22 protein-coding genes and 1 other annotated feature are annotated in these 26316 nt (G+C 57.6%); of the genes, 11 read left to right on the plus strand and 11 right to left on the minus strand.

Annotated elements, in window-relative coordinates; translation table 11 throughout:
• Positions 1-588 (minus strand): molybdopterin adenylyltransferase, encoded by a 588-nt coding sequence (gene mog, locus NP77_RS01865; protein WP_039658809.1) that lies wholly within the window; start codon positions 586-588, stop codon positions 1-3.
• Positions 589-713: 125 nt separating this feature from the next.
• Positions 714-1667, minus strand: coding sequence for a transaldolase (gene tal, locus NP77_RS01870; protein ID WP_003854842.1), 954 nt, complete (start codon positions 1665-1667; stop codon positions 714-716).
• A 208-nt stretch (positions 1668-1875) separates the two neighbouring features.
• On the opposite strand from tal, the gene yaaA reads away from it, so the two are divergent.
• The gene (yaaA, locus tag NP77_RS01875; protein ID WP_039658810.1) at positions 1876-2649 is read left to right on the plus strand and encodes a peroxide stress protein YaaA; all 774 of its coding nucleotides are present in this window, start codon (positions 1876-1878) and stop codon (positions 2647-2649) included.
• Between the two features lie 60 nt (positions 2650-2709).
• Here yaaA and thrC read toward each other — a convergent pair whose 3' ends face one another.
• The 5 genes from thrC to NP77_RS01895 all read right to left on the minus strand — a co-directional run bounded on the left by thrC (position 2710) and on the right by NP77_RS01895 (position 8436).
• Complete coding sequence (gene thrC, locus NP77_RS01880; protein WP_039658812.1) at positions 2710-3993, minus strand: threonine synthase; 1284 nt, start codon at positions 3991-3993, stop codon at positions 2710-2712.
• 3 nt (positions 3994-3996) lie between these two features.
• On the minus strand, positions 3997-4926 hold the full coding sequence (gene thrB / locus NP77_RS01885) for a homoserine kinase (RefSeq protein WP_039658813.1): 930 nt from the start codon (positions 4924-4926) through the stop codon (positions 3997-3999).
• Between the two features lie 2 nt (positions 4927-4928).
• Positions 4929-7391, minus strand: coding sequence for a bifunctional aspartate kinase/homoserine dehydrogenase I (thrA, locus tag NP77_RS01890; protein WP_008925548.1), 2463 nt, complete (start codon positions 7389-7391; stop codon positions 4929-4931).
• A gap of 26 nt (positions 7392-7417) precedes the next feature.
• Positions 7418-7536, minus strand: a sequence feature (Thr leader region).
• A complete protein-coding gene (thrL, locus tag NP77_RS22720) occupies positions 7475-7543 on the minus strand; it encodes a thr operon leader peptide (RefSeq protein WP_071591720.1) in 69 nt (22 codons plus the stop codon). It overlaps the preceding feature by 62 nt.
• Before the next feature lie 188 nt (positions 7544-7731).
• Positions 7732-8436 carry a tRNA/rRNA methyltransferase gene (locus tag NP77_RS01895; RefSeq protein WP_039658814.1) on the minus strand — a complete coding sequence of 235 codons (705 nt, stop codon included), beginning with the start codon at positions 8434-8436 and terminating at the stop codon, positions 7732-7734.
• 609 nt (positions 8437-9045) lie between these two features.
• Here NP77_RS01895 and arcA point away from each other — a divergent pair.
• Positions 9046-9762, plus strand: a complete 717-nt coding sequence (gene arcA, locus NP77_RS01900) for a two-component system response regulator ArcA (RefSeq protein WP_003854852.1) — start codon at positions 9046-9048, stop codon at positions 9760-9762.
• A gap of 88 nt (positions 9763-9850) precedes the next feature.
• On the opposite strand, the gene creA is transcribed toward arcA, so the two are convergent.
• Positions 9851-10324 carry a protein CreA gene (gene creA, locus NP77_RS01905; protein ID WP_033743110.1) on the minus strand — a complete coding sequence of 158 codons (474 nt, stop codon included), beginning with the start codon at positions 10322-10324 and terminating at the stop codon, positions 9851-9853.
• A gap of 193 nt (positions 10325-10517) precedes the next feature.
• Here creA and robA point away from each other — a divergent pair, with 193 nt between their 5' ends.
• The gene (robA, locus tag NP77_RS01910; protein WP_003854854.1) at positions 10518-11402 is read left to right on the plus strand and encodes an MDR efflux pump AcrAB transcriptional activator RobA; all 885 of its coding nucleotides are present in this window, start codon (positions 10518-10520) and stop codon (positions 11400-11402) included.
• A gap of 39 nt (positions 11403-11441) precedes the next feature.
• Here the strand turns inward: robA and gpmB are convergent, their stop codons facing one another.
• Positions 11442-12089 (minus strand): 2,3-diphosphoglycerate-dependent phosphoglycerate mutase GpmB, encoded by a 648-nt coding sequence (gene gpmB / locus NP77_RS01915; RefSeq protein WP_003854857.1) that lies wholly within the window; start codon positions 12087-12089, stop codon positions 11442-11444.
• A gap of 205 nt (positions 12090-12294) precedes the next feature.
• Here gpmB and yjjX point away from each other — a divergent pair, with 205 nt between their 5' ends.
• A complete protein-coding gene (gene yjjX, locus NP77_RS01920; protein ID WP_008925545.1) occupies positions 12295-12813 on the plus strand; it encodes an inosine/xanthosine triphosphatase in 519 nt (172 codons plus the stop codon).
• Here yjjX and trpR read toward each other — a convergent pair whose 3' ends face one another.
• Both trpR and sltY read right to left on the minus strand, forming a co-directional pair.
• The gene (gene trpR / locus NP77_RS01925; RefSeq protein ID WP_003854864.1) at positions 12814-13134 is read right to left on the minus strand and encodes a trp operon repressor; all 321 of its coding nucleotides are present in this window, start codon (positions 13132-13134) and stop codon (positions 12814-12816) included.
• 45 nt (positions 13135-13179) lie between these two features.
• A complete protein-coding gene (gene sltY, locus NP77_RS01930; protein WP_003854865.1) occupies positions 13180-15099 on the minus strand; it encodes a murein transglycosylase in 1920 nt (639 codons plus the stop codon).
• 268 nt (positions 15100-15367) lie between these two features.
• Between sltY and atzF the strand changes: the two genes are divergently transcribed.
• The 7 genes from atzF to urtD all read left to right on the plus strand — a co-directional run bounded on the left by atzF (position 15368) and on the right by urtD (position 26316).
• On the plus strand, positions 15368-17164 hold the full coding sequence (gene atzF, locus NP77_RS01935) for an allophanate hydrolase (protein WP_003854868.1): 1797 nt from the start codon (positions 15368-15370) through the stop codon (positions 17162-17164).
• Positions 17165-17166: 2 nt separating this feature from the next.
• Positions 17167-20784 (plus strand): urea carboxylase, encoded by a 3618-nt coding sequence (gene uca, locus NP77_RS01940; protein WP_039658818.1) that lies wholly within the window; start codon positions 17167-17169, stop codon positions 20782-20784.
• Between the two features lie 9 nt (positions 20785-20793).
• Positions 20794-21495 carry a GntR family transcriptional regulator gene (locus NP77_RS01945; protein WP_039658820.1) on the plus strand — a complete coding sequence of 234 codons (702 nt, stop codon included), beginning with the start codon at positions 20794-20796 and terminating at the stop codon, positions 21493-21495.
• Between the two features lie 27 nt (positions 21496-21522).
• Complete coding sequence (gene urtA / locus NP77_RS01950) at positions 21523-22791, plus strand: urea ABC transporter substrate-binding protein (protein WP_033763257.1); 1269 nt, start codon at positions 21523-21525, stop codon at positions 22789-22791.
• A gap of 98 nt (positions 22792-22889) precedes the next feature.
• Positions 22890-24455 (plus strand): urea ABC transporter permease subunit UrtB, encoded by a 1566-nt coding sequence (urtB, locus tag NP77_RS01955; RefSeq protein ID WP_039658822.1) that lies wholly within the window; start codon positions 22890-22892, stop codon positions 24453-24455.
• Complete coding sequence (urtC, locus tag NP77_RS01960) at positions 24455-25528, plus strand: urea ABC transporter permease subunit UrtC (RefSeq protein WP_039658823.1); 1074 nt, start codon at positions 24455-24457, stop codon at positions 25526-25528. Before urtB ends, urtC begins: the two co-directional genes overlap by 1 nt.
• A complete protein-coding gene (urtD, locus tag NP77_RS01965) occupies positions 25525-26316 on the plus strand; it encodes an urea ABC transporter ATP-binding protein UrtD (RefSeq protein ID WP_008925538.1) in 792 nt (263 codons plus the stop codon). The genes urtC and urtD overlap by 4 nt, the downstream gene beginning before the upstream one ends.

Here is a 26316-nt window from a genome sequence, read left to right on the forward strand (position 1 = left end):
TTAGTTATTTATCTCACGTATCGCGCTTTTAGGGCGAAATGCTGCTACGACCTCGCGATGCGTTTCGACATAAGGCCCTTCCAGCAGCTGTAAACAATAGGGTACGGAAGCAAAAATGCCGTGCACTTTTACGTTGCCCTGCTCATCCTTCAGCCCTTCCAGCGTCTCTTTGATCGACTTCGGCTGACCCGGAAGGTTGAGGATCAGCGACTGTTTGCGAATTACCCCAACCTGACGCGACAGAATCGCGGTCGGCACAAACTGCAGGCTGATCTGGCGCATCTGCTCACCAAAACCCGGCATTTCCCGATCGGCAACGGCTAAGGTGGCATCCGGCGTCACATCGCGCCGGGCCGGACCGGTGCCGCCAGTGGTTAATACCAGGTGGCAAAAGCGCTCATCGACCAGCTCGCAGATCGCGTGCTCAATCATCGGCTGCTCGTCAGGCACCAGGCGGGACTCAATCTCAAACGGGCTGCTGAGTGCGCGACTCAGCCAGCTCTCCAGCGCGGGAATCCCCTCATCCTGATAGATGCCGTTCGCGGCGCGATCGGAGACCGAGATCAGGCCAATGCGTAATGTATTCATGATTAGCTTCGCTGTGATTTACCGCGGTGCGGTGGAGTAAAAGGGGAATAGCAGAGAGGATAATATAAAGTGAAAGGGTCGGAAAAGGGAAAACCGTGGCAGCCTGCGCCGCCACGGTCAGCCGGTTACAGCAGTTCTGCCAGCATCTTCTCAAGTTTGCCCTGATCAACGGCAAAGTTGCGGATACCTTCTGCCAGCTTCGCAACGGCCATAGGATCCTGGTTGTGCTGCCACAGGAACTCAGACTCGGTCATGCGGGCCGGACGCGCTTTCACTTCGCCGCTGTAGCTCAGTTTACGCTCCAGGGTGCCTTCGCTCTCTGCCAGCTCTTTCAGCAGCGCAGGAGAAATGGTCAGACGGTCACAGCCAGCCAGCTCAATGATTTCGCCGACGTTACGGAAGCTCGCGCCCATCACGACGGTTTCATAGCCGTGCTGCTTGTAGTAGTTGTAGATTTCAGAAACTGAAACCACGCCTGGATCTTCGTGCGCGGCATACTCTTTCTTATCGGTGTTCGCTTTATACCAGTCGAGGATACGGCCAACAAACGGAGAGATCAGGAACACGCCCGCTTCGGCACAGGCACGCGCCTGAGCAAAGGAGAACAGCAGAGTCAGGTTACAGTTGATACCCTCTTTTTCCAGCTGCTCTGCAGCACGGATGCCCTGCCAGGTAGACGCCAGTTTGATCAGGATGCGGTCATTGCTGATACCGGCATCATTGTAGAGTTTGATCAGGCTGCGGGCTTTCGCGATGCTGCCTTCTGTGTCGTAAGAGAGACGCGCATCGACTTCAGTCGAGATGCGGCCTGGGATCAGTTTCAGAATTTCCAGACCAATGTTAACGGCCAGCTTGTCAGAAACCAGCTGCAGCTGCTCTTCTTTGTTGCTGCTCTGCTCACGCGCCCAGCTAATCGCTTCATCGATCAGTTTACGGTATTCAGGGATTTGTGCGGCGTTGAGAATCAGAGAAGGGTTGGTGGTGGCGTCTTGTGGCTGATACAGCTTCATGGCTGCAATGTCACCGGTGTCGGCGACTACGGTAGTAAGCTGACGCAGGGAGGTAAGTTTGTCCGTCATGTTCTTTTCTCTTAGTTAACTGTCAGTGTGAAAAAAGCTGTTGCGATAATATCACGCGTCAACGGTGGCGCAAGGTCAGGGAATGCCGTTTACGATAGCGCGAACAAATAGGAGTGATTCGTCATTCTTTGCGGCTTTTTTGGTACACTGCGAAGCCTGATAAGCCGCCAATGCCCTGTTAAACCAGGCATTAACCGAGGAAGCAACTATGTTGATGGTGATCTCTCCTGCCAAGACGCTGGATTATGAAAGCCCGCTGGCGACAACGCGTTTCACCCAGCCTGCGCTGTTAGAAAAGTCACAACAGCTGATTGAGATTGCGCGCGATCTGTCACCCGCCAGCATCGCCTCGTTAATGGGCATCAGTGACAAACTGGCGCACCTCAATGCCGATCGCTTTAACAGCTGGCACCCCGACTTCTCACCTCAGAATGCCCGTCAGGCTATCCTGGCGTTTAAAGGTGATGTCTATACCGGTTTGCAGGCCGACACCTTCAGCGAACAGGATTTCGATTTTGCTCAGCAGCATCTGCGCATGTTGTCGGGCCTGTATGGCGTGCTGCGTCCGCTCGATCTCATGCAGCCTTACCGGCTGGAGATGGGCATTCGTCTGGCGAATCCGGCGGGTAAAGATCTCTACACCTTCTGGGGCGATCTCATCACTGAAACATTGAATGCCGCACTGGTGGAACAGGGTGATAAGGTACTGATCAACCTCGCGTCAGACGAATATTTCAGGGCGGTTAAGCCGAAGAAACTGCAGGCACAGATGATTAAGCCGGTGTTCCTCGACGAGAAAAATGGCAGCTACAAAGTCATTAGCTTCTATGCTAAAAAGGCGCGTGGATTGATGAGTCGCTATGTGATTCAGCAGCGTCTGACAACGCCGGAACAGCTTAAGGCGTTTGATGTGGATGGCTATCGTTTTGATGCGATCAGCAGCAGCGAGAGCGAACTGGTCTTTAAGCGCGCAGAGCAGTAACACCCACGCACTCTACCTGCCATAAACAGGCTTCCCGCAACCGGGAAGCCTTTCACCGCATTACTTCAGCAGGAACGCCCGCAGCGAGGCGAAGTCACCTTTCATCTGATGTGACAGCAGCGGCAGATCGGCGCGCTCTGCTAACTCCGGCGGCAGCGTCAGGGTCTGCTCAAGAATCGCTTCCACGCTTTCGCGGAATTTCGCCGGATGCGCAGTGCCGAGGAACAGACCGTATTCGCCTTCCTGCAGCTGATCGCGCAGCAGACGCCAGGCGATGGCAGCATGTGGCTCGGAAACGTAGCCAATCTCCGCCAGTTCACGCATGGCAGCACGCGTGGTCTCATCAGAAACCGCACCACAGGCGAGATCGGTTAAGCGCCAGGTTTTACGGCGGAATAGCTCTTCCACACGTGGCCAGTTGTTAGGCTGGCTGACATCCATGGCGTTCGACAGCGTAGAGACCGTCTGGTTAGGCTGCCACTCGCCGTTGCCGAGGAAGCGCGGCACCGTATCGTTAGCATTCGTGGCAGCGATAAAGCGTTTGATGGGCAGGCCCAGTGATTTCGCCAGCAGACCGGCCGTCAAATCACCAAAGTTGCCGCTCGGCACAGAGACCACCAGCTGATTGCGTTTTTCCTGTGGCAGCTGTGCGACCGCCTCAAAGTAGTAGCAAATCTGCGCCAGCAGGCGGCTGATGTTGATGGAGTTAGCCGAGTTCAGGCCAATCGCCCGCTTCAGCGCTTCATCATCGAACGCCTGTTTGACCAGCGACTGGCAGGCATCAAAGTCGCCGTCGATAGCGATGGTTTCGATGTTGCCGCCCAGCGTACAGAAGAGTTTCTCCTGCAGCGGACTGATTTTGCCCTGCGGATAGAGGATCACCACACGCACGTTCTTCATGCCGTAGAACGCGTGCGCCACAGCCGCACCGGTATCACCAGAGGTGGCGGTCAGAATCGTGATCTGCTCATCAGAGCCTGAAACATACGACAGCATCTGCGCCATAAAACGGCCGCCGAAATCTTTAAATGCCAGTGTCGGGCCGTGGAACAGCTCCAGACAGGCGATATCTTCGCTGACAGCTTTTACCGGGGCCGGGAAGGCAAAAGCGGCTTTAACACGCTCCTGCAGCTGCTGGGCTGGAATCTCGTCACCAATGAAAGCCGAGAGAATTTTGCTGCTGCGGCTGACAAAATCCATCTCCAGCATCGCGTCGATGTCGGTCAGTTCAAACTCTGGCAGTTCCAGCGGAAAGAACAGACCCTGCTGCGAACCCAGCCCCTGTTTCACCGCCTGGGCGAAGCTGACCTGCTCGTTGTGATCCTTAAGATTGTAGAGTTTCATGCGTTATCCCAATTGTCGTGCGCCAGCCGTGTCGAGACGGCAGATATGGACGAAGCCTTCATCATTCTGCAGATAGTGCTGGCTCAGCCAGTTAGCCATCCGCTGTGCCGTTTCCATCTGATTGCAAACGGCGAAAAGTGTCGGACCAGAGCCTGAGATACCGCACGCCAGTGCGCCAATATCTTTCGCGGCCTGCCGCGCCTCGGCGAAGCCAGGCAGCAGTCGGGTCCGGTAGGGTTCTGCAATCACATCCTGCATCAGTTTAGCTGCCAGCTGCGGCTGACGCGTATGACAGGCGTGAATGAAGCCGGCCAGCAAACGGCCATGTTTGATACAGTCCTCTTTACGGTATTGCGCCGGTAAAATAGCGCGCGCTTCTGCGGTTGAAACTTTGATGCCCGGATAGGCCATCACCCACAGCCAGTCGTCAAAGCCCGGCACCGCCTGGCTGATAATCTCATTTTCCTGCAGCATCAGCTGAATGCCACCGAGGAAGCAGGGAGCAACATTATCATAATGCACGCTGCCGGAGATCCGCCCTTCCAGCTCGCCCATCAGCGTCAGCAATGTGCTGTCGCTGAGTGGCTTGCCGCAGAATTCGTTCATCGCCATTAAACCGGCCACTACCGAGCAGGCGCTGGAACCCAGACCGGAGCCGATGGGCATATTCTTCTCCAGAGTCATCGCCACCGGGATCGCTTTGCCCACCGTCTCGCAGAAAAGCTGCCAGCACTGATAGACAATATTCTCTTTCGGATCGGCGGGCAGCTTGCTGACAAAACGTCCGGCGTTGGTCAGAGAAAACTGCTCAGCTGCTTCCACAGAGACACAGTCACCCAGCAGGGAGCCATCGACCGGCGACACCGCCGCGCCCAGCACATCGAAGCCGACGCTGACGTTGCCAATCGAGGCCGGTGCGTAAATTTTTACCATGATTAAACTCCCAACTTCCATGACAGCGTACGCAGCAGATCGGCAAAAACACCGGCCGCTGTGACATCATTTCCTGCACCGTATCCACGCAGCACCAGCGGAATCGGTTGATAGTAACGGCTGTAAAACGCCAGGGCATTCTCGCCGTTTTTCACTTTATAGAGCGGATCGTTGCCGTCAACGGCGTCGACCTTCACTTTACAGACGCCACCCTCTTCGATCACGCCCACGTAGCGCAGGACTTTGCCCTCATTCTGCGCTTGTGCAACGCGATCGGCAAAGGCGTTATCCAGCTCGGGCAGACGCTGCATAAACTGCTCAACATCCTGAATTTCGGTCAGACTGGCGGGCAGCAGCGGCTCGATCTCAATATCACTCATCTCAAGCTGATGACCCGCTTCACGCGCCAGGATCAGCAGCTTACGCGCCACATCAGTGCCAGCCAGATCGTCACGCGGATCGGGCTCGGTGAAGCCCATCTCACGCGCCATGTTTGTCGCCTGCGACAGCGAAACGCCTTCATCCAGCTTGCCGAAGATAAACGACAGTGAGCCAGAGAGGATGCCGGAGAAACGCAGCAGTTCATCACCCGCGTTCATCAGGTTCTGCAGGTTTTCGATCACCGGCAGTCCGGCACCGACGTTGGTATCGTAAAGGAATTTTCGACGCGATTTGGCGGCGGCGGCACGCATCTGCTGATAGTAATTCCAGGATGACGTGTTGGCCTTTTTGTTCGGCGTCACCACATGGAAGCCTTCGCTGAGGAAGTCAGCATACTGATCGGCAACGGCCTGGCTGGAGGTGCAATCCACAATCACCGGATTGAGCAGATGATACTCTTTTACCAGACGGGTCAGACGGCCCAGGTTAAAGGGCTCTTTGGCTTCGGCTAATGCCGACTGCCAGTTGCTTAAATCAATACCGTGAACGTGGGTTAACAACGCCTGCGAGTTAGCGATACCGCACACACGCAGGTCGATATGCTTTTTCTTCAGCCACGCCTGCTGGCGATGCAACTGATCCAGCAGCGCACCACCGACTCCGCCGACACCCACCACAAACACTTCGATTACCTGATCGGTGGCGAACAGCATCTGATGCACCACGCGCACGCCGGTGATCACTTCGTCATTGTTCACCACGACCGAGATAGAACGCTCAGAGGAGCCCTGCGCAATCGCCACGATATTGATGTTGGCGCGTGCCAGTGCCGAGAAAAATTTTGCTGAGATGCCGCGCAGGGTGCGCATGCCATCACCCACTACCGAGATCACCGCCAGGTTTTCAATGATATCCAGCGGATCGAGCAGGCCATCTTTCAGCTCCAGATAGAACTCTTCTTCCAGCACATGACGCGCCCGCGCCAGCTCGCTCTGCGGCACGCAGAAACTGATGCTGTATTCGGAAGAGGATTGGGTGATCAGCACGACAGAGATGCCGGTACGCGACATGGCCGCAAAGACTCTGGCCGCCATTCCGACCATCCCTTTCATGCCGGGACCGGAGACGTTCACCATCGCCATATTATTCAGGTTAGTGATGCCTTTTACCGGGCTTTCATCCGGCTCGCCTTCGGCACCAATCAGGGTGCCGGGTGCCTGTGGATTGGCGGTATTTTTGATCAGGCAAGGGATCTGGAACTGGGCAATCGGCGCGATGGTGCGGGGATGCAGCACTTTGGCACCGAAGTAGGAGAGCTCCATCGCCTCCTGATAGGACATCGACTTCAGCAGACGCGCATCCGGCACCTGACGCGGATCGCAGGTATAGACGCCATCTACATCGGTCCAGATTTCACAGCAGTCGGCGCGCAGACAGGCGGCCAGCACAGCGGCTGAATAGTCTGAACCGTTGCGGCCCAGCACCACCAGCTCGCCACGCTCATTACCGGCCGTAAAACCCGCCATCAGGATCATGTTTTGCGGTGGAATTTGACTGGCTTCGATGCGGCGGGTCGACTCGGCAATATCAACTGTGGATTCCAGGTAGTGGCCAATTGCCAGCAATTTCTCCACCGGGTCGATCACGCTGACCTCATGGCCGCGTGCCTGCAGCAGCGCTTCCATGATCGCAATCGAGAGTTTTTCTCCGCGACAGATAATCGCTGCGTTCACGCTGTCCGGGCACTGTCCCAGCAGGCTGATACCGTGCAGAACCTGTTTTAACTGCGCAAACTCAAGGTCAACGCGGGTTTTGAGTCGATCAAACTCAAAGCCCGGTTGTGCATCAGCCAGTCCCTGCAGCAGCTCGCTGAAAATGCGTTCGGCGTCGCTGATATTCGGCAGAGCGTCCTGACCACTGATGGTTTTTTCAATCATCGCCACCAGATGGTTAGTGATCTTTGCTGGCGCAGAGAGCACGGTTGCAACCTGTCCTTGTTGCGCATTACTTTCCAGAATGTCAGCGACGCGAAGAAAACGTTCCGCATTCGCTACCGAGGTCCCGCCGAATTTCAGCACTCGCATGATATAAACTCTCCTGAATTTAAGCCGAAAAAAAAGCCCGCACTGGTTAGGTGCGGGCTTTTTTTCTGTTTTTCCTGTATGCGTCAGCCCGCACCGTTACCTGTGGTAATGGTGGTGGTAATAATTGTGGTGTTCAGGCTGATTTTACGCATTTAGATTTATGGTCTGTCTGTTTTTGTCTGTCCGTCTTGCGTCCAGAAGTAAAGCAAAGCGCACGTTAAGTCAACCCGATTTGTCCGGTGGACAGATTTCAACCACTGCGCACAGCCACCGCTGAAACCGTAAAACGCTATGCGATCGTTTGCCATGCAGAAATCCTCTGCGATCTGTTGCTGTAAAATCAGCTTTTTGCCGAGGATTTATCTGTGAGTTTTTTTTCAATATCGTGCAGCAGACGGTGCAGCATCGCACTGTCGCGCTGTTCCAGCAGACCTACCCGCTGATCGATCCAGTCTGACAGCTTCTCATCATCACTGACCTCCAGTTGCGCCAGCAGCTGATGGAATCGCTGGCGCAGCGCCTGTAACTGCTGACCATCGGCGGCAGACGCAACAGGCGCCTCAACCTGATTCAGCGTCGAGAGTTGATAGCAATAGACCATCACCGCCTGACCGAGATTCAGTGAAGGATAGTCATTCGCCATCGGGATGCCCGTCAGCAGGTCGACCTGTTCCAGCTCTTCGTTAGTCAGCCCGCTGTCTTCGCGGCCAAATACCAGCGCCATACTGTTGACCCACTGACGCTTCTCCAGCAGTTGCGTTTCAACCTGTTCAGGTGTGGCGTAGTAACGAAACTTTGCCCGGCTGCGCGCAGTGGTTGCGACAGAAAAATCGATATCCGCTAACGCGTCAGCCAGGGTAGCAAAGGTCTGAATGTTATCAAGAATGTCGCCAGCACCATGTGCCACACGCCGCGCAGCAGGATCCTGCCAGGCGTCGCTGGCCACGATGCGCAGCTGGCTGAACCCCATGGTTTTCATGGCACGCGCCGCAGCGCCGATGTTTTCTGACCGCGCAGGCGAGACGAGAATCAGTGGGAAAAGCATATTTAATCCATTGGTCAATTTATCTAACGTCATATTAACATGGCTCTTAAAGATTCAGGTGCCAGAAGGTAATAAGAAAATTGTGGATTAATGATGTTAAAACTGGTTAAAACTGATGGCCTGAACCTTTTTATGGGCAGAAGGCGTTTTATTAAAAAAAACGTTATTTATCCATTTAAATTCAATAAGATAAAATGTGATTTCCAGCCGGTTCAATTCTGGCCTGCATGAGTTAAAAATGTAACGAAAATGATGCTTTTTGTGAGCTAAACAGGCATTCTGCGAGAAGTTTTTCACAAAAGTGTTAACGTGCTACAATTGCATTTGATATAAGTCAACGAAGCGTTGTTTTTATGCTTATCGGTTGTAGTTGGTGCTGTTAGGTTGCTGTTAATACAGTTAGGATATGCGCCATTATCATTAACGCCCGGGGCATGCAATTTTCATCCTGACTGGCTGAGCTAATACTGTTGTTGACGTTGATAGATGGCTTATCAAAATATGATTTCGTACAACGGTTCTGCGCGGCCCGCCGCTCTCGATGATGGAGAACGCCATACCGCTGTACGCCCTGTTTTCAATTTGTTGGCAAATTTTAGGTAGCTAAACATGCAGACCCCGCACATTCTTATCGTTGAAGACGAACTGGTCACGCGTAATACCCTCAAGAGTATTTTTGAGGCGGAAGGTTATGTGGTGTATGAGGCGACTGATGGTGCTGAAATGCATCAGGTGCTGACCGACAATGACGTTAACCTGGTCATCATGGACATCAACCTGCCTGGCAAAAACGGTCTGTTGCTGGCCCGTGAACTGCGTGAGCAGGCCAATGTCGCCCTGATGTTTCTGACCGGCCGTGACAACGAAGTCGATAAAATCCTCGGTCTGGAAATTGGCGCTGATGATTACATCACCAAACCGTTTAACCCGCGTGAGCTGACTATTCGTGCCCGTAACCTGCTGTCGCGCACCATGAATCTGGCTATGCCAGGGGAAGAGCGCCGTCAGGTAGAAAGCTATAAATTCAATGGCTGGGAGCTGGATATTAATAGCCGCTCTCTGATCAATCCAAACGGCGAGCAGTATAAACTGCCACGTAGTGAGTTTCGCGCCATGCTGCACTTCTGCGAAAATCCGGGCAAAATTCAGACCCGTGCCGACCTGCTGAAGAAAATGACCGGCCGCGACCTCAAGCCGCACGATCGCACCGTCGATGTCACCATTCGTCGCATCCGTAAGCATTTCGAATCCACGCCGGATACGCCAGAGATCATCGCCACCATTCATGGTGAAGGTTATCGCTTCTGCGGCGACCTGCACGAGTAAGTGGTTGTCAGATGCAGCAAATAAAAAAACGCCTCCTGGGGCGTTTTTTTATGTTCAGTGCCACGGCATTATGAATGCCACAACATTATCAGTGCCACGGCATAATCGGCACGGCGCTGAGCGCATTTTTCGGTGAGCCATCAACCACTTTATCGGAATAGGTCAGATAGACCAGCGCATTGCGCTTTTTGTCGTAGAAGCGGACAACCTGCAGCTTCTTAAAGATTAAAGAGGTGCGCTGGCGAAATACCACTTCCCCCTCTGCTTTGCCCTGTGCAATTTTATCACTCACTTCAACCGGACCGACCTGCTGACAGGAAATGGCGGCATCAGAGGTATCCTCTGCCAGCCCCAATCCGCCTTTGATTCCCCCGGTTTTTGCCCGGCTGATATAGCAGGTTACATTTTTAACGTCCGGGTCATCGAAAGCTTCAACAATAATCTTGTGGTCAGGCCCGAATATCTTGAAGACCGTATCAACAGAGCCAATCTGTTCGGCAAAAAGCGGGCTGGAAAAGGTCAGCGTAGTCAGCGCAGCGATCATAAGTCGGGATATTGTCATGGAGTTACCATTGCAAATGGAATAGATGAGAATGTAATGTACTGTTAATCGATACAATGACCAAACCAAAACGGGTTTTAGCCCGTACTGATTTAGCACAACCTTCCCCGAGAAACGTCCCACGTCTTTTGAGCAATGAGTGCTAATATTCTTCGAATGCGTTTAGCTGCACCACCAGAGTAGAGGATGTTTTATGGACCAAGCCGGTATCATTCGCGATTTGCTTGTCTGGCTGGAGAGCCATCTGGATCAACCCCTTTCACTGGACAATGTTGCCCAGAAAGCGGGTTACTCTAAGTGGCATCTGCAAAGGATGTTCAAAGACGTGACCGGGCACGCAATCGGCGCCTATATCCGTGCCCGTCGTTTGTCTAAAGCCGCCGTGGCGCTGCGCCTGACCAGTCGCCCGATCCTGGACATCGCACTGCAGTATCGTTTTGATTCACAACAGACTTTTACGCGTGCATTCAAAAAACAGTTTGCACAGACACCGGCCTGGTATCGTCGCTCTTCCGAATGGAATTCATTCGGTATCCGTCCCCCGATTCGCCTGGATGATGAGACGCAGCCGGAACCGGCTTTCGTCAGCCTGCCGGAAACGGTGCTGGTGGGACAAACCCAGAACTACACCTGTATTCTGGAGCAGATTTCCAGCTACCGCGATGAAATGCGAATGCACTTCTGGAAGCAGTTCCTGCTGGAAACGGACACGATTCCGCCGGTGCTGTATGGCCTGCATCAGGTGCGTGCCAGCCAGGACAAAGATGACGAGCAGGAGATTCTTTATACCACTGCGGTGCCTGCTGACAGCGCGGTGAACCTGCATTCTGGCCAGAAGGTTATTCTGGAAGGTGGCGACTATGTGCAGTTCACCTTTAACGGTCCGCGTGTCAATTTGCAGGAATTTATCCTGCTGCTTTACGGTACCTGCATGCCAACGCTGGGGCTGACCCGCCGTGAAGGGCAGGATATCGAACGCTTTTATACCCATGGCGGTAAAAAGCGCAGTGAGCCACCGACTGAGATCCGTTGCGAATATCTGATTCCGATTCGCCGCCAGCAGGCTGAAGCCAGCTAAGTTTAAGGCTGTCGTCATCGTGACGGCAGCCTTAAGCAATCAGCGTTGCAGCTCGTCGAGCGCAGGCGCATCCAGATGGGAAATATCCCCCGCCGTCTCTACAATCCAGCCTTCTGCCAGCCAGGCGCTCTGCTGATAATCCACACGTGAAATAGAGCAGTTACGCAGGCGCAGGCGACGTTCCGCATAGGCGGGCAAACCCAGAATTGTACTGACCAGAGACCCGAGCGCCATACCGTGGCTGACCAGCAGCGGACGGCTTCCGGCAGGCAGATCGAGACAGGCATTCAGCGCGGCGTGCATGCGCGTCGCCATCTCCGTCATCGACTCTCCTTCAGGGATACGGCCACCTTCGGTCCCGTTGACCAGTGCAGCGCGCCACTGCTCCTCTTCCGTCGTTAAGCCATCCAGCGGACGCTTCTCCAGCACACCCATATTCAGTTCACGCAAGCGCGCATCAAGCGTCACTGAGCAACCGCAGGCATCTGCGATAATCTCGGCGGTGCGACGCGTGCGCCCCAGATCGCTGGCAATAATGTGCGTGATGCCCAAATGCTTCACGCGCTCACCCACCTGCCAGGCTTGTTGCTCACCTTTTTCCGTCAGCGGACTGTCGGACTGACCCTGAATACGGCGTTCCGCATTCCATACCGTTTCACCGTGACGAACAAGATAGACCTGTAGCATGTTAGTTTCCGTTATACTGCGACAAAAATCGCTTTAGACCCTGTTCCATCAAACGTCATTGTTGCAGACATTCCAGACACAGGCAGCGCGGAACAATCCGGCGTACACGCAGTACGTGAGGGTTGTCAGCACAGCCCGGGTTCAGAATGACAACGAAAACAGCCGGATGGGTCAGGCGCTTAATCATCTGAGGGTTTAATCAATTATGTACCATGTTGTCGCAGCCACAACCAACCCAGCGAAGATTCACGCGATTGCTCAGGCTTTCAGCGACGTTTTCGGCGAGGGATCCTGCCATATTGAAGGGGTCGAGGTCGATAGCGGCGTTGCTGCACAACCGTTAACCCATCTCGAAACGCGAACTGGCGCACGTCAGCGCGTGATGAATGCCCGGCAGGTCCGACCAGAAGCGGCATTCTGGGTCGCCATTGAGGCGGGCATCGAAGATGACAGCGCATTTGCCTGGATGGTGGTGGAAAATCAGAAACAGCGTGGCGAGTCGCGCTCGGCCAGTTTCACCCTGCCTCCGGTGGTGCTGGCGGGTCTGCGTGAAGGCCGTGAACTCGGCGAAGAGATGGCGCGATTAACCGGCATCGACAATATCAAACACAAGGGTGGCGCAATCGGGGCGTTTACGAACGGCCTGCTCAGCCGATCAAGTGTCTATCATCAGGCACTGATTCTGGCGCTCTGCCCGTTCGTTCATCCGCTCTATCAACAGTAATCAGGCGCGTCCCAGACGCGCTTCCAGCCAGCGTTTCAGCTCGGGCGGCGCCTCTTTCAGGCTATTAGACCCACGGGTAATCGTCGCGATGCCGACGCCGAGCTCATTTTTCAGCTCGCGCTGGCTCATCTCGCCATTCATTAACTCTTCGATAATCCGCAGACGGGTGCCGAACGCTTCCCGCTCATCGGGCGTCATCATCAGTTGCATCAGAGGCAGTGCATGGCCATCAGCAAAGGCCTGCTGCATCAGCACGACAAAGCGCTGCCAGCTATCTTCTGCCGGATGTGCATCGGTAGAGAGGGAATCAGAATGGGTCATGAAGAGGCTTCCGTACTCGCTAAAGAGTACGGAAGCTTAGCACAGCTAGTAACGACGATTCCACTCAGCATCTGACAGGATCTTGTCAGGCTTGCCCATGAAGTAACGATAGTAGGCGTCATACGCCAGCACACTCTTCACGTAGCCGCGCGTTTCAGAGAACGGAATGGTCTCAATAAATGCTACGGCGTCGAGATTGCCCGCGCTGGTTTTCAGCCAGCTTCGCACCCGGCCCGGCCCGGCGTTATAGGCCGCTGAGGCGAAAATCCGGTTCTGGTCGAACTGCTGATAGACATACTCCAGATACTGCGTACCAATCTGGATATTGGTTTCCGGATCAAGCAGCTGGCTGGTGTTGCTGTAGCCAGGTATATCGTACATCTTCACGGTATGCGCCGCCGTGGCAGGCATAATTTGCATCAGACCACTGGCGCCGACCGGCGAACGCGCTTTCGGGTTCCAGGCGCTCTCCTGACGCGAAATCGCCATCGCATAGCTCGGTGGGATCTGCTTCACCTCGGTATTTCGCTCATAGACACTCCGCCACGCCAGCGGGAAACGCTCTTTCAGGCTGTCCCACATTTTGGCGGTGATAGTCGCCTGCACGCTGAGATCCCACCAGTCCTGCTCGTTGGCGTAGCGCGCCAGCATCTGCTGCTGCGTATGCGTCCGGCTGCCGATCAGATTGCTCCATTCGCTACGGGCCAGGTTATCCAGCCCCCAGTACATCAGCTCGCGAACGCGGGCCAGCTCGGGTCCCTGGAGGGTGGCGCTGTCAGGCTTCGGCGCTTCATCAATCTGCAACGGATAGTCTACGCCCAGCCGCTGAGCAGCCACCATCGGATAGAAGCCGCGTTCTTTCATCAGCTTGCGCAGGATCTCTTCCGCTTCCTCTTTACGATCTTTCTCAAACAGCAGATCGGCCTGCCAGTACTGCCACTCATCTTTCTCTTTGGCTTCCAGCGGCAGACGAGCAATCCAGGTGTTCAGGCCGCGTCGGTCATGCTGAGAGAGCGCCAGCCGCACCCGGCGTTCCACCAGCGCGGTAGACTCGCTGTTCATCACTACTGCATCGCGCCAGCGTGCCTGCTCAGAGGTGAGATCGCTGCCCATCATGCGCCAGACCACAATCTCCTTCAGCGCCTGCTCATCTTCCGGCCCCATTTTCTGGGCCCGGACCAGAATCGGAATCAGGCTGCGGGCATTTTCCATGTCCTGCCGCGCCACACGCGTAAAGGCGTAAATGGTGGCCTGACGGGTAAAGTCGGTTGGCCCCACGGCACTGGCGAAGGTGCTGACGGTTAAAGGATCCTTTTGCAGGGCCTGTATCGCGTCAGACATGGTCTGATAATCGGCAGGCAGCGTCTTCGCCAGATAGCTCACCAGGTTGTCATTACCGGCTTTCATCGCCAGCCGGATACGTTCCAGGATAGTAATCGGCGAAATCTGACCGGACGCCTGCCAGACCGAGAAGAGCTTATCGCAATCCGCAGGCAGCGCCGTGCCACGCAGCCAGATCTGCTTCGCGCCATCAAACGCGGCCTGCTGCTGCCCGGTGGCCCATTTGGCGTAATACCAGTTGCAACGCGCCTGCACCGGCTTGGGTTCGGTCGGGCTGAAGTTCAGCACGCCCTGCCAGTCCTGTCGGTAAGCCAGCACGTTGATAAAGCGGGTGCTGAGCGATCGCGCGGGAGGCAATGTCGGGTACTGGCGAATAAAGTTCTGCACGGCCAGGGTGGTCTCCTGATCGAGATCCTGAGCCAGCAGGCGATATTGCAGATAAGGATAGAGCGGATAGTCCTGTAGCGTAGGCAACAGCTGATCCACGGTGGCCATCTGGTTACTGTCCCAGGCCTGTTTAATTTGTTGATAACGTTGCCGTTGTTGATCAAGCGAATCGGCCCATGCGCTGCTGGCCGAACCGACCAGGCAGATCCCTATCATCCAGTTACGCCACTTCACCACGTAAATCTCCTCTGTTGCTGGGGCCGGCAACTTGCCAGACAGTCTTCATGCTAACCGGGCCACCGCACTCTTGCCATGTTCTTCACAAAATTTACGCATACAGACAGTTAACGCACCGTCATCGCTCAGCGTACGCGCCGTGATTGTGCAAATTATCATCAGTAAATCTTATTACCCAGCGATTTAAACTGTTGAATCATTGCGTTAAAAACTGGCACACGCTTTGCTCTGTTGAATTCCATCTTGTATACCAGCTGGAATTCTTCGTATGACTTCTACCTTCGGCCTGACGCTTCCCGCCTGGCAGCAGCGCACTCAGCAGGCACCACAACAGATCCGTTCGCTGCTGAGTGCGCACCTGGCAGCGCTCGACACACACGATAATGCCTGGATCTATCTGGCGACACCTGACCAGTTAGCGGCACAGATTGAACCGCTGCTGGCAGACTATGAACGCGATCCCGCGTCGCTGCCGCTGTTTGGTGTGCCCTTCGCCGTAAAAGATAACATTGATGTCGCAGGCTGGCCGACCAGCGCCGCCTGCCCTGCGTTTACCTATACCGCCAGCGAAGATGCGGTCGCCGTCGCCCGGCTGAAAGCCGCTGGCGCAGTCGTCATCGGTAAAACCAACCTCGATCAGTTCGCAACCGGCCTGGTCGGCACCCGCTCGCCCTATGGCGCGGTCAGTAATACCTTTGACGCTGATTACGTCAGCGGTGGCTCCAGCTCTGGCTCGGCATCGGTGCTGGCGCGCGGACTGGTCGCTTTTTCACTGGGCACCGATACCGCAGGATCGGGCCGCGTGCCGGCGGGCTTTAATAATATCGTCGGACTCAAGCCGACCAAGGGCTGGTTCTCTGCACGCGGCGTGGTGCCCGCCTGTCGCCTTAACGACACCATTTCGGTATTTGCGCTGACGGCAGAAGATGCGTTTAGCGTCGCCAGTATCATGGGTGGCTACGATGCCGGTGATGCCTATTCGCGTATTAATCCGCGCACCGCCCCAGCCAGCCTGCCGCGTCATCCCCGTTTCGCTATTCCGGCGCACCCGGCGTTTTTTGATGATGCTGCCGCTGAAGCGGCCTGGGATCAGGCACTGGAAGCGTTGCAGGCGGGCGGCGCGACGCTGCACCCCATCGACTTCACGCCGTTCCGGACGCTCGCTGAACAGCTCTACTACGGTCCCTGGGTTGCCGAACGCACAGCGGCGGTGGGTGAGATGCTTGACCGTCCGGCGGAGATGGACCCGGTAGTGCATGAGATCGTCACCAGCGGCCTGAAATACAGCGCGGTGGACGCCTACAAGGCGGAGTATCTGCGGGCCGAACTGACGCGTCAGATTCAGGAGACGCTGGCACAGTTTGATGCGCTGGTGGTGCCGACCTCACCCACCATTCACACCCTGGAGGAGATGAAACAGGAGCCGATTTACTTCAACTCACAGTTCGGCACCTACACCAACTTCACCAATCTCGCCGACCTCTCTGCCCTGGCGCTGCCCGCACCGTTCCGCAACGACGATCTTCCGGCAGGCATCACGCTGATTGCACCCGCCTGGCACGATCGGGCGCTGGCGGAATTCGGCCTTCGCTGGCAGCAGCAGCTCGCCCTGCCGCTGGGCGCGACCGGTCAGCCGTGGCCGACCCGATCCACAACCTTACCTGTCTCACCTGACCACGTCCGGCTGGCGGTAGTGGGCGCGCATCTCACCGGCATGCCGCTCAATTTCCAGCTCACCGAACGCAATGCCGTCTGGGTGGAAGAGACGAAGACCGCGCCACACTACCGCCTCTTTGCCCTGCTGGAAGGTGCAATCAAAAAACCGGGCCTGATGCGTGACGAACAGGGAGCGGCGATCACCGTTGAGCTGTGGGATATCCCGCTGGCCCGTTTTGGCGAGTTTGTGGCGGAGATTCCGGCCCCACTGGGGATCGGCAGCCTGACGCTGGCCGATGGCCGCGTTGTTAAAGGCTTTATCTGCGAAGGCTCAGCGCTGAAGAGTGCGCTGGAAATCACTGAGACGGGCGGCTGGCGCAACTGGCTGGCATCACAGGGGAGTCACTGATCATGTTCACTACCGTACTGATTGCCAACCGCGGCGAAATTGCCTGCCGCGCCATTCGGACCCTGAAACGCCTCGGCGTGAAAAGCGTCGCGGTCTATTCAGACGCTGACCGTAATGCGCAGCACGTTAAGCAGGCGGATATCGCCATCGCCCTGGGCGGCGAGAAGGCCAGCGACAGCTATCTGCGCATCGACAAAATTCTGGCGGCGGCGCAGCAGAGCGGCGCGCAGGCGATCTGGCCCGGCTACGGATTTCTTTCCGAAAGCCAGCCGTTTGCCGACGCCTGCGATGCGGCAGGTATCGCCTTTGTCGGCCCCACCGCACAGCAGATTGGGGAGTTCGGCCTGAAGCACCGCGCTCGTGAACTGGCCGCCAGCGCGGGTGTGCCGATGACGCCCGGCACACCCCTGCTCGCCTCGCTGGAAGAGGCAATGCAGGCAGCTGATAAGATTGGCTATCCGGTGATGCTGAAAAGCACGGCGGGCGGCGGCGGCATTGGCCTGACGCGCTGCGCCGACGCCGATGCGCTCGCCAGCGCCTGGGAGAGCGTGCGCCGTCTTGGTGAGCAGTTTTTCAGTGATGCAGGCGTATTTCTGGAACGCTGTATCGATCGCGCCCGGCACGTTGAAGTGCAGATTTTTGGAGACGGCAAAGGCAACGTGGTAGCGCTGGGCGAACGCGACTGCTCACTGCAGCGCCGCAATCAGAAGGTGGTGGAAGAAACACCGGCGCCCGGCCTGTCGCAGGCCACGCGTGACGCCCTGCTCGCCTCGGCGGTGCGGCTTGGCGAGCAGGTCAACTACCGCAGCGCAGGCACCGTGGAGTATATCTACGACGTCAGCCAGCAGGCCTTTTACTTTCTCGAAGTGAACACCCGCCTGCAGGTGGAGCATCCGGTCACCGAATGCGTCACCGGCCTCGATCTGGTGGAGTGCATGTTGCAGGTGGCGGCGGGCGATGCAGTGGACTGGTCACGTCTGCAGCAGGCGCCGCAGGGCGCAGCGATTGAAGTGCGGCTCTACGCGGAAGATCCGCTGAAGAACTTTCAGCCCAGCCCCGGCCTGTTAACCGGTGTCACCTTTCCTGACGGCGTGCGGGTCGACAGCGGCATCGAAACCGGCAGCGAGGTCTCCAGCTTCTACGACCCGATGATCGCCAAGCTGATTGTGCATGCCGACACGCGCGAGGCGGCACTGGAAAAACTTCATCATGCGCTGGATGCGACTCAGCTGCATGGCATCGCCACCAACCTCGACTATCTGCGCCAGATCACCCGCAGCGACGCGTTTCGCAGCGGCAACGTCTGGACGCGCTATCTCGACAGCGTTGTGCCTGCCGCCTCCGTGGTGGAAGTGCTGCAACCCGGCACCTTCAGTTCGGTGCAGGACTATCCCGGCCGCCTCGGCTACTGGGATATCGGCGTGCCGCCGTCCGGCCCGATGGATGACTTCGCGTTCCGGCTGGCAAACCGCATCGTGGGTAACCACGAGGCAGCAGCAGGCCTGGAGTTCACCCTGCAGGGGCCGACGCTGCGTTTCCACTGTGATGCTATTCTGGCGCTGACCGGTGCGGACTGCGACGCCCGGCTTGATGGCGAACCGGTCAGCGCCTGGCAGCCGCTGGCGGTGAAAGCGGGACAGACCCTGGCACTGGGACGCGCCCGGCAGGGCTGCCGCAGCTATCTGGCGGTGCGCAACGGCTTCGACGTGCCGGAATATCTGGGCAGCCGCAGCACCTTTTCACTGGGCCAGTTTGGCGGTCACGCCGGACGCACCCTGCGGGTGGCCGATATGCTGGCAATCTCCCGGCCTGAACGGGCAGCCTGCACTACACCGGCCCCGGTCAGCGATCCGCAGCCGCTTGATGCGACGCTGATTCCCCACTACGGCAGCGAATGGCGCATCGGCGTGCTTTATGGCCCGCACGGCGCACCGGACTTCTTCACCCAGGCCGCCATCGACGAATTCTTTGCCAGCGACTGGCAGGTGCACTACAACTCCAACCGCCTCGGCGTTCGGCTGGTGGGTCCGAAACCGACCTGGACCCGCGCCAACGGTGGCGAAGCAGGCCTGCATCCCTCCAACGTTCACGACTGTGAATATGCCATCGGCGCGGTCAATTTCACCGGCGACTTCCCGGTGATCCTGACACACGACGGCCCGAGCCTGGGCGGCTTCGTCTGTCCGGTGACCATCGCCAAAGCCGAGCTGTGGAAAGTGGGCCAGGTCAAACCGGGCGACACCATCCGCTTTCACCCGATTACCGCAGACGATGCACTGGCGCGGGAAAAAGCGCAGATGCACCTGATCGACACCCTGCGGCCGGAACATCCCCCGACCTTTGCCGTGCCGTCACTGGCTGAAACTGCCCACGGCTCCGCCACGATTCTGTCCGCCATTGAGGCCACCGTCAGCACGCCGAAAGTGGTCTATCGTCAGGCCGGCGACAAATATGTGTTGATTGAGTATGGCGACAACGTGCTGGATCTGGCGCTGCGTCTGCGCGTGCACCTGCTGATGAATGCGCTGACGGCGCAGGCGGAGCCAGGCGTTGAGGAGCTATCGCCAGGCGTGCGCTCACTGCAGGTACGCTACGACAGCCGCATCATTTCACAGTCCGCCCTGATGTCGCTGCTGCTGGCGCTGGAAGCGACGCTGGGCGATGTCAGCACGCTGAAAGTCCCGTCGCGCGTGGTGTGGATGCCGATGGCATTTGAAGACAGCGCCACGCTGGGTGCGGTCAGCCGCTATCAGGAGACGGTGCGTGCCAGTGCGCCCTGGCTGCCCAACAACGTGGACTTTATCCAGCGCATTAATGGCTTAAGCAGCCGCGATGAGGTGCGCGACACCCTGTTCAACGCCAGCTATCTGGTGCTGGGGCTGGGCGATGTTTACCTCGGCGCGCCCTGCGCCGTGCCGATCGATCCGCGCCATCGCCTGCTGAGTTCCAAATACAGTCCGGCACGTACCTTTACCGCCGAAGGCACGGTCGGCATTGGCGGCATGTACATGTGCATCTACGGCATGGATTCGCCCGGCGGCTATCAACTGGTAGGCCGCACGCTGCCCATCTGGAACACCTTCCTGAAGAATCCGCAGTTCACAGCCGATGCGCCGTGGCTGCTGCGCTTCTTCGATCAGGTGCGCTTCTATCCGGTGAGTGAAACCGAGCTCAACCAGCTGCGCGAAGATTTCCGTGAAGGCCGCGCCAGCCTGCGCATCGAAGAGACGCAGTTTGATTTTGCCGCGCACCAGCAGTTCCTCGCCGACCATGCCGCTGAGATTGCGGACTTCCGTCAGCGCCAGGCGACCGCCTTTGAACAGGAAGTGCAGTTATGGGCGCAGGAAGAACAGAACGCACCGGCGGCAGATGAAGTGCCTGACAGCGTGGGTGAAGTGGATGAAGGCGGACTCGCGGTGCAGGCCGACCTCAATGGCAACATCTGGAAAGTGCTGGTGCAGCCGGGCGACGAGGTCAGCGCCGGACAGACGCTGATTATCGTCGAGGCGATGAAGATGGAGCTGGCGATAGTCGCGCCGCAGGCCGGTCGGGTGACGCGGATCGCCTGCCAGGCGGGCCGCCCGGTCAGCCCTGGCGATACCCTGCTGTGGCTGGAATAAGGAGCGCCGATGACAACCCAACCTCAATCCCCTAAAGCGCGCCCTGAAGCGCTGGCCGAACGGGTCTATCAGGCGCTGAAGGCCGATATTTTCGCCTTTCGCCTGATGCCGGGTGATCGCTTCAGCGAAAGCGAAATCGCCGGCCGGATGGCGGTCAGCCGCACGCCGGTTCGCCAGGCGCTATTCCGGCTGGAGCGCGAAGGCTTTGTCGAAGTCTGGTTCCGCAGCGGCTGGCAGATCAAAAACTTCGATTTTGCCTGGTTCGAATCGCTGTATGACCTGCGCACCGTGCTGGAGTGCGAGGCGGTAAAACGCCTCTGCGCCCTGCCCGCGCCTCAGTGTGCCGCGCTGTTACACGAACTCAACCAGTTCTGGTGTGAAGCGGAGGCGCTCACCGAAGGTCTGGTGGTGTCGCAGCATGACGAAGCGTTTCACATGGCGCTGGTCGCGGCCGCGGGTAACCCGGAGATGGCGCGCATACACGCCGAACTCACCGAGAAGATCCGCATCATCCGTCGGCTCGACTTCACCCGCGATGATCGCATCTGTGCGACTTATCAGGAACATGCTCAGATTTTACAGGCGATTTTTGCGCAGCAGACAGGCGAGGCGCAACGCATCCTGACCGATCACATCGCTGTCAGTAAGGCGGAGGTCAGGAAGATCACACTGCACCGCCTCCAGCAGGCCCGGCTCCAGCTCACCGAATAACATAACAACCACTCAGGGGTTTAAATGATGAAAAGACGTTCGTTGATCAAGGCTTTCGCCCTCTCCGCTACCGTTGTCAGTATGGGTTTCGCCTGGAGTGCGCAGGCGGCTGACACCATCAAAGTGGGGATCATGCATTCGCTCTCCGGCACCATGGCGATCTCTGAAACGCCGCTGAAAGATGTGGCGCTGATGACCATTGATGAGATCAACGCCAAAGGGGGCGTGCTGGGGAAAAAGCTGGAGCCGGTGGTGGTCGATCCCGCCTCTAACTGGCCGCTGTTTGCCGAGAAAGCGCGGCAGTTGCTGACTCAGGATAAAGCGGCGGTGGTGTTTGGCTGCTGGACCTCGGTATCACGCAAATCGGTGCTGCCGGTGTTTGAAGAGCTGAACGGCCTGCTCTTCTATCCGGTGCAGTATGAAGGGGAAGAGATGTCACCTAACGTCTTCTACACCGGCGCGGCGCCTAACCAGCAGGCGATTCCGGCAGTGGAATACCTGATGAGCGAAGATGGCGGCAGTGCAAAACGCTTCTTCCTGCTGGGCACCGACTACGTCTATCCGCGCACCACCAACAAGATCCTGCGTGCCTTCCTGCACAGCAAAGGCGTGGCAGATAAAGATATCGAAGAGGTCTACACGCCGTTTGGTTACAGCGACTATCAGACCATTGTCTCCAACATTAAAAAATTCGCGGCAGGCGGTAAAACGGCGGTGGTCTCCACCATCAACGGCGACTCCAATGTGCCGTTCTACAAAGAGCTGGCTAACCAGGGCATCAAAGCCACTGACATTCCGGTGGTCGCCTTCTCAGTGGGAGAGGAAGAGCTCCGCGGCATCGACACCAAACCGCTGGTGGGTCAGTTAGCGGCCTGGAACTATTTCGAGTCGATCGATAATCCGACCAACGCGAAATTTGTTGCCGATTACCGCGCTTACGCCAAAGCACATAACCTGCCGAACGCCGCCACCGTGGTGACCAACGACCCGATGGAAGCGACTTATGTCGGCATCCATATGTGGGCGCAGGCGGTGGAAAAAGCGGGCACGACGGACCCGGACAAAGTGCGGGCGGCAATGGCCGGTCAGACCTTTAAAGCGCCGGATGGCTTTACCCTGACCATGGACCAGACCAACCACCATCTGCATAAGCCCGTCATGATTGGTGAAGTGGAAGAGAACGGCCAGTTCAGCGTGGTGTGGCAGACCGATAAACCCGTGCGTGCCCAGCCCTGGAGCCCGTACATTGCCGGTAACGACAAGAAGCCCGATTACCCGGTGAAGACTGCGCAGTAATTTTCGTTGCTGATAAGAAAGCGTCACCCGCTGTAAAGCGGCAGCACGGCAGTGGTCATTCGACTGCCGTGCTGACCTCCCCAAACGAGGCTCCTTTTATGAATCTATGTTGCTGTTTTTTCAGCCTGCTTCTGTTGCTGCCGCTGTTTGCCAGCGCCGGACCGGCGGCTGACTTTGCCGCCGCCAGCCACAGCCAGCAGGCCACGCTGCTGCAACAATGGGCTGCCGCGCCGGACAGTCAGCGTCTGCCGCTGCTGGAAGCGTTAAAAGCAGAAACCGTGGTCATCGACCAGAACAAACAGCCATTCAGCCAGCAGGGATCGACGCTGCAGCCGCTGGATGCGGTGGCACAGCCCACGGGTAACCTGAAAAAGCTATTTATGAACAATCGCCTGCGCGTGCTGGTAAACAACGCGCTGGCTGCGCACCAGCTGGTGAGCAGTGATGCGGCCCTGCGTTTGCGCGCAGCGCAGCAGCTGCAAAATGAGGGTGCCGCAGACCAGTTGCCGCTGCTGGAACAGCGGCTGGCCGCTGAACAGGACAGCCGGGTACATGCTGCATTAGCGCTGGCACTGGCGAATCTGCAACTGGCGGATGGCGAACCGATGGTGCGCCTGCGGGCGGTGAAACTGCTGGGTGAGTCCAGCGATCCTAATACGCAGGCCAGCCTGCAACGCCTGACCCAGCCCGCGAATGAGCCCGATGTCACGGTACGGGCGGCAGCGGCCGAAAGCCTGCAACAGATTCAGAAACGGCTGATGTGGGGCGATCTGCTGGGGCAGGCCTTTAGCGGCCTGTCGCTGGGCTCTATCCTGCTGCTGGCCGCGCTCGGCCTGGCGATCACTTATGGATTGCTGGGAGTGATCAACATGGCGCACGGTGAAATGCTGATGCTCGGCGCGTACGCCACCTGGTGGGTGCAGAGCCTGTTTCAGCAGTTTGCACCGGACTATTTAGCCTGGTATCCACTGCTGGCGTTGCCGGTCGCCTTTATGGTCACCGCCGCCATCGGCATGGCGCTGGAACGCACCATCATCCGCCATCTCTATGGCCGTCCGCTGGAGACGCTGCTCGCCACCTGGGGAATCAGCCTGATGCTGATCCAGCTGGTACGCGTGCTGTTCGGGGCGCAAAACCTGGAAGTGGCGAATCCGTCGTGGCTCTCAGGTGGCCTGCAGCTGCTGCCCAACCTGGTGCTGCCGTGGAACCGCATCGCAGTGATCCTGTTTGTGGTGTTTGTGCTGGCGCTCACCTGGCTGCTGCTGAACCGGACCCGCCTTGGCATGAACGTGCGCGCCGTGACCCAGAACCGCGCCATGGCGGAGTGCTGCGGCGTGCCAACGGGTCGCGTCGATATGCTGGCGTTTGGCCTCGGTTCGGGCATTGCCGGGTTGGGAGGCGTGGCGCTGTCGCAGCTTGGTAACGTCGGACCGGAGCTGGGTCAGGGCTATATCATTGACTCATTCCTGGTGGTGGTGCTGGGTGGTGTCGGCCAGCTGGCAGGCACCGTGGTTGCCGCGTTCAGCCTGGGCATTCTGAACAAAGTGCTGGAGCCGCAGATTGGCGCGGTGCTGGGTAAGATCCTGATTCTGTTAATTATCGTGCTGTTTATTCAGAAACGTCCGCAGGGACTGTTTGCGGTTAAAGGAAGGGTGACTGACTGATGACGCAACCCATCACACTTCGCGTGGCGCGCACCGCGCCGCGCCTGACGATCAGCATCGGCGTGGCGATCACTCTGGCGTTACTGGTGATGCCGTTTCTGGTGCTGCTGCCCGCCGCCCATCCGCTGGCGATCTCCACGTATACCCTGACGCTGGTCGGCAAAATCCTCTGCTATGCGGTGGTCGCCGTGGCGCTGGATCTGGTGTGGGGTTACGCCGGACTGCTGTCGCTGGGCCACGGGCTGTTCTTTGCCCTCGGCGGTTATGCCATGGGCATGTACCTGATGCGCCAGGCCGCAGGCGAAGGCTTGCCCGCCTTTATGTCCTTTCTCTCCTGGCGAGAGCTGCCCTGGTTCTGGACCGGCACCGAATACTTCGCCTGGGCGCTCTGCCTGAGCATGCTGGTGCCGGGCCTGCTGGCGCTGCTGTTTGGCTTCTTCGCCTTTCGCTCAAAGATCAAAGGCGTCTACTTCTCCATCATGACCCAGGCGCTGACCTACGCCGGTATGCTGCTGTTCTTCCGTAATGAAACCGGATTTGGCGGCAACAACGGCTTCACCGGCTTTACTACCCTGCTCGGCTTTTCGGTGACGGCGACCGGAACCCGCATCGGGCTGTTTATCGCCACGGTGCTGCTGCTGTTGCTGAGCCTGGTGATTGGCTTCGCCCTGGCGCGCAGCAAGTTTGGCCGGGTGCTGACCGCAGTGCGGGATGCCGAAAACCGTCTGATGTTTTGTGGTTACGATCCGCGCGGCTTCAAGCTATTAGTCTGGACGCTCTCCGCCGTGCTGTGCGGTCTTGCCGGGGCGCTCTATGTGCCGCAGGTCGGCATTATCAATCCGGGAGAGATGTCACCAGCCAACTCAATAGAAGCCGCGATCTGGGTGGCGCTGGGTGGACGCGGTACGCTGATTGGCCCGCTGCTGGGCGCAGCAATTGTTAACGGCGCACGCAGCTTCTTCACCGTCGCCTTCCCTGAATACTGGCTGTTTTTCCTGGGACTGATGTTCATCCTGGTGACACTGTTTCTGCCGCACGGCGTGATTGGCCTGCTGCGCCGGAGGAAAAAATGAGTGATGCCCTGTTTACCCAGCCTCAGCTCGCGGATCGCCATCGGGCGCAGCGCGATCCCGTCCTGCAACTGGAGAAGATCAGCGTCTCGTTTGACGGCTTCCGGGCGCTGACCGATCTTTCGCTGCAGATCGGCATCGGGGAACTGCGCTGCGTGATCGGCCCCAACGGCGCAGGCAAAACTACGCTGATGGATGTGATCACCGGCAAAACCCGCCCCGACGCCGGCCGGGTGATCTACGACCAGGACAGCGATCTGACCCGTCTGTCGCCGGTAGAGATCGCCCGCGCCGGCATTGGCCGTAAGTTCCAGAAGCCTACTGTGTTTGAGGCATTAACCGTATTTGAGAATCTTGAGATCGCGCTTAAAGCCAATAAATCGGTCTGGGCCAGCCTGCGCGCTCGTCTCAGCAGCGAACAGCGCGACAGAATTGATGAGGTGCTGAAACTGCTGCGGCTGGGTGGCGAACGCCAGCGCCGTGCGGGCCTGCTATCGCACGGCCAGAAGCAATTTCTGGAGATTGGCATGCTGCTGGTTCAGGAGCCGCATCTGCTGCTGCTGGATGAACCGGCGGCAGGCATGACTGACGCAGAGACGGCCTACACCGCCGAGTTGTTCCGCAGCCTGGCGGGCAAACACTCCCTGATGGTAGTGGAGCATGACATGGGCTTTGTCGAGACCATCGCCGACCATGTCACGGTGCTGCATCAGGGGCAGGTGCTGGCCGAGGGTTCGCTGCGCGAGGTTCAGGCCAGTGAGCAGGTTATCGACGTTTATCTGGGGCGCTAA

It is taken from the genome of Pantoea sp. MBLJ3, assembly GCF_000816655.1.
Classification (GTDB): domain Bacteria; phylum Pseudomonadota; class Gammaproteobacteria; order Enterobacterales; family Enterobacteriaceae; genus Pantoea; species Pantoea eucalypti.